Here is a 13,787-nt window from a genome sequence, read left to right as displayed (position 1 = left end):
GCGAACGACAAGCCTACTACAAAGACGCCTGATCCGCGGCGTACACCAGCCGCACCCCGCCGCGGCCGAGCAGATCCTCGAGCTTGTCTCTGAGGTCCCGGGTCGGGCGAATGCACCAGTCCTCGCCGAGATTCAGCCGCACGGTGGCGTCGCTGCCCACGTATTGCACCGCCACGTCGCAGCGCGCACGCCCGCCCCGGCCGCCGGCCGCGCCGTTGCCCGGATCATCACCGGGACCATTCCCGGGGCTGCTGCGATAGGGCAGCAGGATCTCGTGCAGGCTGTTCAGCACCTCCCGGCCGCTGCCGTTCACGTCCAGCGAGAGCACCAGATGCCGCGCCCGCTCCTCGATCACCCGGTCGATGTCGCGCACGGTCTTCGCCACCACGGTCCAGCCGTCGATGAACTCGTCGTAGCGCATGCGGCCCTCGACCACGATGATGCGGTCCTTCACCAACAGGTGCCGGTTCTCCATGAAAGCCTCGGAGAACAGGCTCGTCTCGATGCGCCCGGTGTCGTCGTCCAGCACCACCGTGACCCGGTTGCCGCGCTTGCGGATATCGATGATCAGCCCGGCTACGACGACCTCCCGGCGCGACTGGGAATAGTCCCGTTCGCCGTTGTCCGTGCTCGGCGGCCGGGCCGAGGTGATATCGCGCAGGGTGCCGGAGGTGAAATGCCGGGCGTCCCCGGCAACCGAGTGAAATGGGTGGCCGGTGAGATACAGGCCCAGGCTCTCCTTCTCCGCCGCCAGTCGCTCCTGTTCGTTCCATTCCGCGAGCTGCGGGCTCGCCTGCGGCATCGGCCTCGGCGGCGCGGCGGTCGGCAGCCCGAACAGGTCGTCCTGGCCCGCGGCCGATGCGCGCGCCTCCTGCTCGGCGCTCTTAACGGCCTCCGGCAGCAGGGTCATCAGCGTGCGGCGATTGGCGCCGATGCCGTCCATGGCCCCCGCCTTGACCAGCGCCTCCAGCGTGCGCCGGTTCACCCGTTCCAGGTCCGCCCGCCGGCAGAACTCCATCAGGTCCCGGTACGGCCCGTTCGCCTCCCTCTCCGCAACGATGGACTCCACCGCGCCACGGCCGACGCCCTTGATTGCGCCGAGGCCGTAGCGGATGGCTTCGCCGCGGGAGACGCCGAAGACGAAATCCGAGCGGTTGACGTCCGGTGGCTCGATCTCGATGCCCATCTCCCGGCAGTCGTCCTTCAGCGAGACGAGCTTGTCGGTGTGATCCATATCGGTGGACATGACGGCGGCCATGAACGCCGCCGGATAATGGGCCTTCAGCCACGCCGTCTGATAGGACAGCACGGCGTAGGCGGCGGAATGGCTCTTGTTGAAGCCGTAGCCCGCGAACTTCTCCATCAGGTCGAAGATGCGGGTGGCGGTGGCGGTCTCGACGCCGCGGGCCTCCGCGCCGCTGACGAACACCTCCCGCTGCTTGGCCATCTCCTCGGGCTTCTTTTTGCCCATGGCGCGGCGCAGGAGATCCGCGCCGCCCAGCGTGTAGCCGGCCAGCACCTGGGCGATCTGCATGACCTGCTCCTGGTACAGGATCACGCCGTAGGTCGGCTTCAGCACCGGCTCAAGGTCCGGATGCAGGTAGTCGATCACCGCCTTCTGGTCGCCGTGCTTGCGCGCGATGAAGTCGTCCACCATGCCCGACTGCAGGGGCCCCGGCCGGAACAGCGCCACCAGCGCCACGAGATCCTCGAAGGAGTCCGGCTGCAGACGCTTGATGAGGTCCTTCATGCCGCGGGATTCGAGCTGGAACACGGCGGTGGTGCGGCAGGCGCGCAGCAGCTCGAAGGTCTGCGCATCGTCCATCGCCACCTCGCTGATGTCGATCGCCGGCTCGTCCTGGCGTGCCCGTTCCGCGTTCACGTTGGCCACCGCCCGGTCGATCACGGTGAGGGTGCGCAGCCCGAGGAAGTCGAATTTCACCAGGCCGGCCGCCTCGACGTCGTCCTTGTCGAACTGGGTGACGACGTTGTGCCCGCCCTCCTCGCAATACAGCGGGGCGAAGTCGGTAAGCGTCGTTGGGGCGATCACCACGCCGCCGGCGTGCTTGCCGGCGTTGCGTACCAGACCCTCGAGCTTGCGCGCCAGGTCGATGACCCCGCGCACCTCCTCGTCGTCGCGACAGAGCTGGGCCAGCTCCGGTTCCTGCTCCAGCGCCTTGTCCAGGGTGATGCCCAGCTCGAACGGAATCAGTTTGGCGATGCGGTCCACGAAGCCGTAGGGATGGCCGAGCACCCGGCCGGCATCGCGCACCACGGCCTTCGCGGCCATGGTGCCGTAGGTGATGATCTGGGAGACCTGGTCGCGGCCGTAGCGTTCGGCCACGTAGTCGATGACCCGGTCGCGTCCTTCCATGCAGAAGTCCACGTCGAAGTCGGGCATGGAGACCCGCTCCGGGTTCAGGAAGCGCTCGAACAGGAGGTCGTGCTCCAGCGGGTCCAGGTCGGTGATGCCGAGCACCCAGGCCACCAGCGAGCCGGCCCCGGATCCGCGTCCGGGCCCCACCGGTACGCCGTTCTCACGCGCCCAGCGGATGAAGTCCGCCACGATCAGGAAGTAGCCCGGGAAGCCCATGCTGCAGATGACTTCCAGTTCGCGCTCGAGCCGCGCCTCGTAGTCCGCGCGGCTGCCGCCGCGCAGCCCGCCTGCGGCCAGTTTCTTCTCGAGCCGTGCGGCCGCCTCCAGGCGCAGGTGCTCGTCCGTGGTCCGGCCCACCGGCACGGGGAACTCCGGCAGGAAACTCTCGCCCAGGCGCATCTCCACGTTGCAGCGCCGCGCGATCTCCACGCTGTTGGCGAGCGCCTCGGGCAGGTCGGCAAACAGTTCCGCCATCTCCTCCGCGCTGCGCAGATACTGGCGGTCGCTGTAGTCCTGGGGACGGTCGCCGTCTTCGAGGGTGCGGCCCTGGTGTATGCACACCCTGGCCTCGTGGGCGTCGTAGTCGTCCGCCGCGAGGAAACGCACGTCGTTTGTGGCCACCAGCGGCAGTCCGAGGCGATCGCCGAGGCGCACGGCCTCCGCCAGGCACGCGTCCTCGCCCGGCCGCCCGGTGCGCGTGACCTCCAGGTAGAAACGGTCCGGGAACAGCCGCGCCCAGTGTTCGCTGCGCTCGGCCACCAGGTCCTCGCGGCCGGAGATCACGGCGCGGCCGATGTCGCCCTGGATGCCGCCCGACAACGCGATGAGACCCGCGGTCGTGTCCGCGTCCAGCCACTCGCGCCGCGCCATGGGCACGCCCCGGTACTGGCCGTCCAGGTAGGTGCGCGTCACCAGCCGTGTGAGGTTGCGGTAGCCGGCCCGGTTCTGGCAAAGCAGCACCAGGTGGCTGGGGCGCTGCGGATCGTCCTCGTCGGCGAGCAGCAGGTCCAGCCCGATCAGCGGCTTGACGCCGCGGGCGAGCGCGCTCCTGTAGAACTTCACCAGCGCGAACAGGTTGCTCTGGTCGGTGAGCGCGACCGCCGGCATGCCTTGATCGGCGACGGCGGACATCAGCGGCCCGATCCGCACGACGCTGTCCACCAGCGAATACTCGGTATGCAGATGCAGATGGACGAAAGGTTTCACTGGTCACACCCCGCGCCCGGCAACATCTCCAGCACCGCCTGCGCTGCCAGGCCGTCGGCGCCCCGGGCGAGTTCAGCATGGATTCTAGCAAACTCGCGCTCGGCCCCGGCGCGGCGCTCGGGTTCGTCCAGCCAGGCCGCCAGCGCCGGCCCCATGCGCTCCGCCACGGCCTCCTCCTGCAGGAATTCGGGCACCAGCGTGCGCCCCGCCAGCAGGTTCGGCAGCGCGAAATTCTCCACCCGGATGAGATTCAGCCACCGCACGAGCGCCAGCGTGGTCGGCGACAGCCGGTAGGCCACCACCATCGGGCGGCCGTACAGCGCCGCCTCCAGCGTGGCCGTCCCCGAGGTCACGAGGGCGACATCGCAGGCAGCCAGCGGCAGATCCACGCCGCTGTCGCAGAGCGTCACCGGCAGGTCGGGTGCCACCTCCGCCCGTGCCGCCTCGAAAGCCGTGCGTGCGCCGGCGCCGGCCAGCGCGGCCACGAAACGGATACCCGGCCGCCGCCGGGCCAGCCAGTCCGCCGTGCGGAGGAAGTGCGGCGCCAGCCGTCCCACCTCGCCGGCGCGGCTGCCCGGCAGCAGCGCCACCACCTCGCCGGCGCCATTGCCCCCGCTGCTATCCTCATCATTGGCCCCTCCATTCGCCAGGCCGAGCGCGCGGCGGGCCGCAGCAGCATCCGGCTGCCGCGGGATGGACTCGGCGCGAGGATGGCCGACGAACACGGCATCCAGGCCACGCTCGTCGTAGAAGCGTTTCTCGAACGGCAGCAGGCAGAGCACCCGGTCGCAGGCCTTGCGGATCTTCTTCAGCCGCCGCGGCCGCCAGGCCCAGACCGAGGGGCTGACGTATTGCACGGTGGTGACGCCCCGGCGGCGGAGCTTCTTCTCCAGCCCGAGGTTGAAGTCCGGCGCGTCGATGCCCACCAGCAGATCGGGGGGCGCGGCGGACCAGCGACGCACCAGCGAGCGGCGGATGGCGACCAGGCGGGGCAGATGGCCGACGACTTCGGCGATGCCCATCACCGCCAGCGCGTCGGTGTCGAACAAGGCCTCGCAGCCGGCCTCCCGCATGGCCGGCCCGGCCACGCCCTCGAAGCGTGCGCCGGGGCAGCGTTCGCGGATGGCGGCGATCAGTCCGGCGCCGAGACGATCCCCCGAAGCCTCGCCGGCGACTACGGCGATGAGCGGGCTGCCTGACTCTCGCCCCACGCCCCGGTCAGCGGATGATGCTCCGCTCCGAGGAGCGGATGGACTCCACCATGGGCAGGAGTTCCGGCTGTTCCGCGGCCAGCGCACTGAGTGTCTCGAGCGCCTCGGCAAGCTTCTGCCCGCTGCGGTAGAGGATGCGATAGGCCTCACGGATATTGCGGATCTGCTCCTTCGTGAAACCCCGGCGCTTCAGCCCTTCCGCGTTGATGCCGCGGGGTTCGCCCGGCTGGCCCATCACCATGACGTAGGCCGGCACGTCCTTGGAGACGCCGGCATACATGCCGAGGAAGCAGTGGGCGCCGACGCGGCAGAACTGGTGAGCGCCCGAGAACCCGGCGAAGATGGCCCAGTCGCCCACGTGCACGTGGCCGGCCAGTGTGGCGTTGTTGGCCATGATCACGTTGTTACCCACCTGGCAGTCGTGGGCGATATGCACGTAGGCCATCAGCCAGTTGTCGTCGCCGATGCGGGTGACGCCGACGTCCTGGGAGGTGCCCCGGTTGATGCTGCAGTACTCGCGTATGGTGTTGCGGTCGCCGATCTCGAGCCGCGTGTCTTCGCCGGCGTATTTCTTGTCCTGCGGGTCGTCGCCCACGGAGGCGAACTGGAAGATGCGGTTGTCCCGGCCGATGCGGGTGGGCCCGCGGATGACCACGTGCGGACCAATGCGCGTGCCCGCGCCGATCTCCACGTGCGGGCCGACGATGCTGTACGGCCCGATCTCCACGTCACCGTCGATGCGGGCCGACGGGTCGATGATGGCGGTCTCGTGGATGCCCATCGCCTCCTCCGTCAGCGCCCCGGCGCGCACATGAGTTCCACCTCGGCCGCCTTCTCCCCGTCAACGGTGGCCGTGCCCCGGAAACGCACGACGTTGCGGATGCGCCGCGTCAGGCTCACTTCCAGGCGCAGCTGGTCCCCGGGCACCACCGGTCGGCGGAAGCGAGCCTTGTCGACGCCCACCAGGAAATACACGTTGCCGGAGTCCGGGGAGTCGAAGGAGGTGAAGGTCAGCAGGCCGGTGGCCTGGGCCAGAGCCTCGATGATCAGCACGCCCGGCATGACCGGCCGGCCCTGGAAATGGCCCTCGAAGAACTCCTCGTTGATAGTGACGTTCTTCACCGCCACCAGCCGCTTGCCCTTCTCGTTCTCCAGCACCCTGTCCACCAGCAGGAAGGGATAACGATGGGGCAGCAGCTCCATGATGCCGCGGATATCGATCCGCGAGAATTCAGTCGGATCCTTTTCTTCCAATGCCTCTTCCTATGCCGAGCGCCTTCTCTAACTGCTTGAGCCTGCGCGCCATACGGTCGATCTGGCGGAAGCGGGCCACATTCCTGCGGTATACGGCGATTTCCTGATGGGGCATCGCACTACCGTACATGCCGGGCTTGCGGATGTCGCTGGTGACCATGCAGCGGCCGCCCAGGATGACGTCGTCGGCGATCTTCACGTGCCCGACGACGCCGGAAGCGCCCCCGAACAGGCAGCGCTTGCCGACTTCCGTGCTGCCGGCTATCCCCACCATCGCGGCCAGCGCCGAATGATCCCCGATTCGCACATTGTGCGCTATCTGCACGAGGTTATCGATTCTGACCCCGTCGCCGATCACGGTGTCCTCGATGGCGCCCCGGTCCACGCAGCTGTTGGCGCCGATCTCCACGTCGTCGCCGATGGTGACCGAGCCCACCTGGGGCACCTTGATCCAGCCCTCAGGCGCGCGCGCGATGCCGAAGCCGTCGGCACCGATCACCGCTCCCGGATGGATCAGGCAGCGGGCGCCGAGGCGCACCCCGTGGCAGAGCGTGACGTTGGCGAGCAGGCGGGTGCCTTCGCCCAGCCGGCAGCCGGCTTCCACGACCGAGTTGGGCCCGACGGCCACGTGTTCGCCCAGGACGACGCCGGGACCGATGCGCGCGCCCGGCCCCACCGCGGCGGAAGCCGGTACGACGGCCGATTCGTCGACGGTGGCCGACTCGCTCACGCCGGGCTCCGGCAGCCGCGGCGGATACAGCAGGGACGCCACCCGGGCATACGTCACGTAGGGGTCGGTGCAGACCAGCGCCGGCACCGGGCAGGCGTCGGCCTCGTTGGCGGCGAGCAGCACGCCGCCCGCGGCCGTGTCCGCCAGGGCGGACCGATAGGCAGGGTTGGCGAGGAAGGCCACGGCGTCCGGCCCGGCGTTGGCGAGCGTCGCCACCCTGCTGACCGCGACGTCCGGATCGCCGTGCAGTTCGCAGCCGAACCGGGCGGCGATCTCGCCGAGCGACAGGCTCACGCCGTCGGCCCCGTCACCGTGCGGGCCGCCGCGCCTACTCGGAAGCGGATCCGGCGTCGAAGTTGCCCTGCAGCTCGCGCAGGACCTCGTCGGTGATATTCACCACGTCGCTGGCATACAGCACGCCGTCGCCGACGATGAGATCGTAGCCCGAGGCGCGGGCGTAATCCTGCACTTCCTTCAGCAGCGAGCGCTGCAGCTTGCCCAGTTCCTCGTTCACCCGCAGGTTGTAGTCCTCGCGGAACTCCTCCAGCAGACGCTGGGTGTCACGCTGGGACTCCCGCAGCTCGCGCTCGGCCGTGCGCCGCTCCTCCTCGCTCATCACCGCGAGGTCGCGCTGTACCTGCTCGCTGCGACTCTGAAACTCCTCCTGCTTGGCACGGATGCTGCGCTCTCTCGGCGCGAACTCCTGCTGCAGCTCGGCCATGGATGCCTGCGCCTGGGGTGCCTCCTTCAGGAGGCGCGGCAGCGAGACCACGCCGATCTTGACGCTGGACTGCGCCCACGCCTGTGACACGGGCGTCGCCAGCGCCAGGAGTGCCAGTGCGAGGATGGAAAATCCGAGGGGTCCTTGATGGGTCTTGAATTTCATACCGTTTCCCGTGCTTGAAAGTGGCGTCAAAATGCGTTTCCGATCGAGAACTGAAAGCGCTCGACCCGATCACCGAAGATGCGATCCGTACCCGAGACTTCGTTCAGCGGCATCGCGTAACTGAAGCGGAAGAGGCCCAGCGGAGCCAGCCACTCGGCGGCGATGCCGACGGACTGCCTCAGTTCGCCCGATTCGAAGTCGTAGGTGATCGGGTCACCGAGCCTGTCGGTGAAGGCCACCTCTCCCGTGTTGAATACGTTGCCGACGTCGTAGAACAGACTGAAGCGCGTGCGGCCGCGCAGGCTTTCAGGGACGGGGATTATAAGCTCAAGCTGGCTCGTGACCAAAAGGTTGCCGCCGTAGGGGTTGCCGAAGCTGTCCACCGGTCCCAGATCCGACTCCGCGAAGCCGCGCACCGAGCCCGGCCCGCCGGCGTAGAACTGCTTGTAGGGCGGCAGCGCCGTGGTCTCGTTGATACCCTCGCCGAAAGCGAACTCCGAGGCGAAGGAGACGATCCAGTTGCGGGTGATCGGGAAGTACTTCAGCAGGTCGTAGCGCGCCGTGTAGTACTCCACGTCGCTGCCCGGCACGGCGGCGGAGACGACGAAGCGCTGGCGCGTGCCCCGGTCGGCGAAGATGGCCCGGTTGCGGCTGTCGTAGGTCCAGCCGGCTACCAGCTCCAGCGTCTTGAAGTCGGTGACGAACAGCGAATTGCCGTTGCCGAGATCCTCCACCCGCGGGTTGCCGTTGTTCAGCACCCACTCCTGGGCCTGCCGGGTGCTGAAGGTCGAGGCGACGAGTTCGGCGTCCTGCAGCGCCAGCCCGAAGGAAAGCGTCTGATACTCGGTAATCGGGTAGCCGTAGTCGATGCCGGCGGTGATCGTCTCGGTGGAGAAGTCCGACGCGGACGAGGTGAACTGCGTGATGTCCCGGTAGCCCACGGACAGCGTGCGCCGGACGCCGTCGATGGTGCGATAGGGATCCGTGTACGAGATGCTGTAGGCCGTGCTGAAGCGCCCCGAGTTGATCTCGGCGGCCACCCGGTTGCCCGTGCCGAGGAAATTCGAGTGCACGAAGTTGCCGTTCAGGATCAGCTTCTGGGCCTCGGAGTAGCCGACGCCGCCGCCGAACTGGCCGGGCAGGCCGTACTTCAGGTCGTAATTCACGTCGACCAGGTCCGGGGTACCCGGCACCGGCGCGGTGTCGACCTGCACCTCCTCGATGTAGGGCAGGCGCTGCAGACGGACCTTCGAGCGGTCGACCAGCGTGTTGGAGAGATAGCCGCCCTCCATCTGGCGCATCTCCCGGCGCAGCACCTCATCGGCCACGCTGTCGATGCCGTTGAAATTGATGCGGCGGACGTAGACCCGGTTGTTGGGCTCGATGTAGATCGTGACGTCGGCGAGCTTGTTCTCCCGATCCAGGTCCGGCACGGGCTCTACCTCGGCCTGGGCGTAGCCGTCGGCGCCCAGGCGGAAGGAGATCAGCTCCGAGGTCTGGGTGAGCCGCTGCAGGTTGAAGGTCTCGCCGGGTTTCGCGAGGATCAGCCGCTCCAGCTCCTCTCTCGGCACCACCATCTCGCCCGCCAGCTTGATGTCGGATATCTCGTAGCGCTCGCCCTCGCGCACGTTGATGGTGATGTAGATGTCTTTCCTGTCCGGGCTGATCGCCACCTGGGTGGACTCCACCCGGAAGTCCGCGAAACCCCGGTCCATGTAGAACGAGCGCAGGCTCTCCAGGTCGCCGGACAGCGATTCCTTGGCGTAGCGGTCGTCCTGGCGGATGAACGACAGCCAGTTGGGCGTCTGCAGTTCAAACTGGTCGCGGATCTCCTCGTCGCGAAACTCCTCGTTGCCGACGATGTTGATCTGGCGGATACGGGCGCGTTCGCCCTCCTTCACGTCGATGGAGATGGCCACCTGGTTGTTCGGCCGGTCCTCCACGTTCGCGACCACGGAGACGCCGTACTTGCCGCGGCTGTAGTACTGCTCCGTCAGGAAGCGGGTCACCTCCTCCAGCACCGAGCGGTCGAAGGTCTTGCCGCGGGCGAGCCCCACGCCGCGCAACGACTGCATCAGGTCTTCGGTCTTGATGTCCTTGTTGCCCTCGATGGTGAACTCGGCGATGGAGGGTCGCTCCTCCACCACGATCACCAGCGTGTTGCCGTCGCGCCGGAAGGCGATGTCCTCGAACAGCCCCTGCCGGTACAGGGCGCGGATGGCCTCTCGCACCCGCTGGGGCGTCAGCGTGTCGCCGAGGTTGATCGGCAGGTAGTTGAACACGGTGCCCTCCGAGATGCGCTGCAGGCCTTCCACCCGCATGTCGCGCACCACGAACTCGTCGGCCCTCGCCGTCAGGGCCGCCGTCGACAGCAGGGCCAGTGCGAGTAACAGCCAGCCGCCGCGGAGCAGCGGGCGGCCGGCGCGATCCGGAGTCGTAAACCGATCGGACGAGAACAAACCGTGATTCCTTATGGCGCGAAGATACGCGTTAGGTCGTTGTAGAAAGCGAGGCCCATGATAGCGATTAGCGCGAGTATTCCAACCTGCTGGCCGATCATCTGCGCCCGCTCGGACAAGGGGGTGCCCTTGATCCACTCCACCGTCTGGTAGACGATCTGGCCGCCGTCCAGCATGGGGATCGGCAGCAGGTTCAGCACGCCCAGGCTGATGCTCACCACCGCCAGGAAGCCGATGAAATACTCGCTGCCGGCGCTGGCGGACGAGCCTGCGTACTGGGCGATGTTCACCGGGCCGCTGATATTCTTCAGCGAGACGTCTCCGACCACCATGCGGAACAGCATGCGGACGGTGAAGACCGTGGTATCCACCATCTTGCCGGTGGCCTCCGCCACCGCCTCGAGCGGCCCGTATTCCTGGATGCTGATGCGCCGCTCGGAGGGCTCGATGCGGTTGCTGATGCCGAGGATGCCACGGCGCTCGCCGTCGCTCTCCATCTCGCCCAGCGTCGTCTCCACGGTACGTGTGTCGCCGTCGCGGCGATAGGTGATGGCCACCGTCTCACCCGGCCGCGGCGACAGCGCCTCGGTCAGCTCCCGCCAGCTGGCCACCGGCTCGCCGTCGACCGCCTCGATACGATCTCCGGATTCGAGCCCCGCCGCCTCGGCCGCGCTGTCCGGGTTTACCTCGCCCACCACCACCGGCGGCGACCACGGGCGGAATCCGAGACCGTCGAACAGTACCCCCGGCTCCGTCAGCCGCGCCGCGTCCCGGCCAACGTCGATCGTCAGCCGCTCGGTGGAGCCGTCCGCGCGCTCCACGGTGAGCCGCACGCGGCCGTCATCGACCATGTCGCCCAGCAGGGTGATCAGGGTGTCCTCCCAGCCCGAGACGTCCTTGCCGCCGACCTGCAGGATCCGGTCTTCATAAGCCAGCCCGGCTTCCGCGGCGTAGGAGCCGGGCTCCACCTCGCCGACCACCGGCGCCACCACGGCGACGCCCTGGACGAACAGTATCCAGTAGGCGGCGATGGCGAACAGGAAATTGAAGGCAGGCCCCGCGAACAGCACCGCAATGCGCTGCGGCACCGGCTTCTGGTCGAAGGCGCGGCCCTGGTCCTCCGGGGCGATCTCGGTCTCGCGCCCGTCCAGCAGTTTGACGTAGCCGCCCAGCGGCAGCGCGGAGATGCAGTACTCGGTGTCGTCCGCGCCACGGCGGATGCTCCACAACGGCTTGCCGAAGCCGATGGAGTAGCGCAGCACCTTGATGCCGAACAGCCGCGCGACGATGTAATGGCCGTACTCGTGGATGGCGATCAGCAGGCTGATCGCCACGACGAAGGCCACGACGGATGTCAATATGGTGCCCAAAGACCGGTTCCCCGCGCGCAAAGTCCGCCAGTATAAAGGATGGCCCCGCCACTGCGGACGCCGTCCCGCCCACACAGACAGACAGCGCCGGCGTGGCGGGGGTTCCCCGAACGGTGCCGGGCGCAGGCGCTGCCCTTGGCCCCGCTCATGCCAAGCCGAGCAGTCTCAGCATCAACAGGAACAGGGGGGAGGCGGCCGCCAGGCTGTCAACCCGGTCCAGGACACCGCCATGGCCGGGGAACAGGTGCCCGCTGTCCTTCACGCCGGCGCTGCGCTTGAACAGGCTCACGGTCAGGTCGCCGATGATCGACAGCAGCGTTGCGGCCAGCGACAACGGCAGCAGGATCGTCAGCGAGACGCCGAACCACCAGGCGCCGGCGATGCAGACGAGCGTGGCTGCCGCCAGACCGCCGAACACCCCTTCCCAGGTCTTGCCGGGACTGACCTTCGGTGCCAGCTTCACGCGGCCGAAGCGACGGCCGGCGAAATAGGCGCCGATGTCCGCGGACCAGATGACGGCGAGCACGAACAGCACCACCTGCGGCCCGCGCGGCTCGCCCATATACAGCGTGCCCAGCGCCAGATAAGCCGGCACCAGGATGGCGAGCCCGCCCACCCAGATCAGCCAGCGCGGCACGCGGATGGGATAGCGCATCACCAGCACGGCCGCCACCAGCCAGAAGGCCAGCGCGGCCAGCAGCACGGGCAGCAGCGGGAGGAACTGGGGCACCGCCCACCAGACTGCGGCGATCGCCACGGCCAGCACCGCGGGGAAGAGACCGCGTGCGGCACCCTCTGCGCCCAGGAAGGCCGCCCATTCCCAGCCGCCGGCGACGATCAGCACGCCGAGCAGCACGAGGGTCAGGGACGACGGGAATACGAACAGCGCGAGCAGGATCAGCACGACCGCGATCACCGCGGTGATGACACGCTGGCGCAGCATCATCCGACCTCGAGCTGTTCCTGGGTACGGCCGTAGCGCCGCTTGCGCTGTGCGAAATACGCGAGTGCCTCGTGGAACTCCGCGGCGTCGAAGTCCGGCCACAGCGTGTCGCTGAAGTACAGCTCGGTGTAGGCCAGGTTCCAGAGCAGGAAATTCGAGATACGCCGCTCGCCGCCGGTGCGGATCAGGAGATCCGGGTCCGGACAGCCGGCCAGTGCGAGCCGGGAGGCCACCGCCTCCTCATCGACGGATTCCACGCTGCGCCGGCCCTCCGCCACCTCGGCGGCCAGCGATCGGGCCGCCTGGCCGATGTCCCAGCGCCCGCCGTAGGCCGCAGCGATGACCAGGCGCAGGCCCGTGTTGTCGGCGGTGCGGCGCTCCGCTTCCTCCATCTGGTTTACCAGGCCGCCGGGCAGCCGCTCCCGCGCGCCGACGAAGGTCAGCTTCACATCGTTCTCGTGCAGCTCCGTCACCTCGCGCTTCAGCGACTCGACGAACAGCCGCATCAGCCCGGTGACCTCCTCCCGGGGCCTTGACCAGTTCTCGCTGGAGAACGCGAACAGGGTGAGATACTCGATGCCCAGCTTGCCGCAGGTCTCGACCGTGGTGCGCACCGGCCCGATGCCGGAGCGGTGGCCCAGCTGGCGCGGCAGCCCGCGGCGTCGCGCCCAGCGCCCGTTGCCGTCCATGATGACGGCCACGTGACGCGGCAGTCTCGCGGGCGGGCTGTTGGGACTATTGCTCATCGGCGGACCATGGGAAACGTGAGACGGGTGTCTCTCAGAACTCGAGGAGCTCCTTCTCTTTCTCGGACAGCTGCTGGTCCACTTCGGCCACGTACTTGTCGGTGAGCTGCTGGATGGCCTCTTCGGCACGTCGCTCGTCGTCCTCGCTGATCTCCTTCTCCTTCAGGAGCTCCTTGAGGTCGTGCATGGCGTCACGGCGAATGTTGCGGATGGCGACGCGGCCGCCCTCCGCCTCGTGGCGCACGATGCGGATCATGTCCTTGCGCCGCTCCTCGGTCAGCGGCGGCAGCGGTACGCGGATGACCGTGCCGGCCGTCGCCGGATTCAGCCCGAGGTCGGAATTCATGATGGCCTTCTCCACCACCGGCACCATCTGCTTCTCGTACGGCGCCACGGTCAGTGTGCGCGAGTCTTCCACACCGACGTTGGCCACCTGGTTCAGCGGCACCTCCGCCCCGTAGTATTCCACGTGGATGTGGTCCAGCAGGCTGGTGTGCGCGCGCCCGGTGCGCAGCTTCGTGAATTCCTGCTTCAGCGATACCACGCTCTTTTTCATGCGCTCCGCCGCGTCTTTCTTGATGTCCTCTATCACTCCGTGTCTCCGC

11 protein-coding genes are annotated in these 13,787 nt (G+C 68.1%); all 11 read right to left on the bottom strand.

The window, feature by feature from the left end; all coding sequences use genetic code 11:
• Positions 1-16: 16 nt before the first annotated feature.
• Positions 17-3,583: a DNA polymerase III subunit alpha gene (dnaE, locus tag ACJMKZ_RS17990; RefSeq protein ID WP_405234610.1), complete on the bottom strand. Its 3,567-nt coding sequence runs from the start codon at positions 3,581-3,583 to the stop codon at positions 17-19.
• A complete protein-coding gene (gene lpxB, locus ACJMKZ_RS17985; protein ID WP_405234609.1) occupies positions 3,580-4,794 on the bottom strand; it encodes a lipid-A-disaccharide synthase in 1,215 nt (404 codons plus the stop codon). The genes dnaE and lpxB overlap by 4 nt, the downstream gene beginning before the upstream one ends.
• Before the next feature lie 7 nt (positions 4,795-4,801).
• Positions 4,802-5,575, bottom strand: a complete 774-nt coding sequence (gene lpxA / locus ACJMKZ_RS17980) for an acyl-ACP--UDP-N-acetylglucosamine O-acyltransferase (RefSeq protein ID WP_405234739.1) — start codon at positions 5,573-5,575, stop codon at positions 4,802-4,804.
• 11 nt (positions 5,576-5,586) lie between these two features.
• On the bottom strand, positions 5,587-5,997 hold the full coding sequence (gene fabZ / locus ACJMKZ_RS17975) for a 3-hydroxyacyl-ACP dehydratase FabZ (protein ID WP_405234738.1): 411 nt from the start codon (positions 5,995-5,997) through the stop codon (positions 5,587-5,589).
• 28 nt (positions 5,998-6,025) lie between these two features.
• Entirely contained in the window at positions 6,026-7,072 is a 1,047-nt protein-coding gene (gene lpxD, locus ACJMKZ_RS17970) for a UDP-3-O-(3-hydroxymyristoyl)glucosamine N-acyltransferase (protein WP_405234608.1), read from the bottom strand.
• 34 nt (positions 7,073-7,106) lie between these two features.
• A complete protein-coding gene (locus tag ACJMKZ_RS17965) occupies positions 7,107-7,664 on the bottom strand; it encodes an OmpH family outer membrane protein (protein WP_405234607.1) in 558 nt (185 codons plus the stop codon).
• Between the two features lie 26 nt (positions 7,665-7,690).
• A complete protein-coding gene (gene bamA, locus ACJMKZ_RS17960; RefSeq protein ID WP_405234606.1) occupies positions 7,691-10,123 on the bottom strand; it encodes an outer membrane protein assembly factor BamA in 2,433 nt (810 codons plus the stop codon).
• An 11-nt stretch (positions 10,124-10,134) separates the two neighbouring features.
• On the bottom strand, positions 10,135-11,493 hold the full coding sequence (rseP, locus tag ACJMKZ_RS17955) for an RIP metalloprotease RseP (protein WP_405234605.1): 1,359 nt from the start codon (positions 11,491-11,493) through the stop codon (positions 10,135-10,137).
• Between the two features lie 145 nt (positions 11,494-11,638).
• Positions 11,639-12,439: a phosphatidate cytidylyltransferase gene (locus tag ACJMKZ_RS17950; protein ID WP_405234604.1), complete on the bottom strand. Its 801-nt coding sequence runs from the start codon at positions 12,437-12,439 to the stop codon at positions 11,639-11,641.
• Positions 12,436-13,182: an isoprenyl transferase gene (locus ACJMKZ_RS17945; protein ID WP_405234603.1), complete on the bottom strand. Its 747-nt coding sequence runs from the start codon at positions 13,180-13,182 to the stop codon at positions 12,436-12,438. The genes ACJMKZ_RS17950 and ACJMKZ_RS17945 overlap by 4 nt, the downstream gene beginning before the upstream one ends.
• A gap of 34 nt (positions 13,183-13,216) precedes the next feature.
• Positions 13,217-13,774 carry a ribosome recycling factor gene (gene frr, locus ACJMKZ_RS17940; RefSeq protein WP_405234602.1) on the bottom strand — a complete coding sequence of 186 codons (558 nt, stop codon included), beginning with the start codon at positions 13,772-13,774 and terminating at the stop codon, positions 13,217-13,219.
• Between the last annotated feature and the right edge of the window lie 13 nt (positions 13,775-13,787).

The organism is Lentisalinibacter salinarum, from assembly GCF_040706555.1.
Classification (GTDB): domain Bacteria; phylum Pseudomonadota; class Gammaproteobacteria; order Steroidobacterales; family Woeseiaceae; genus Lentisalinibacter; species Lentisalinibacter salinarum.
Note: the sequence above shows the minus strand (reverse complement) of the source record. Positions and strands in the feature narration are given on the sequence as shown.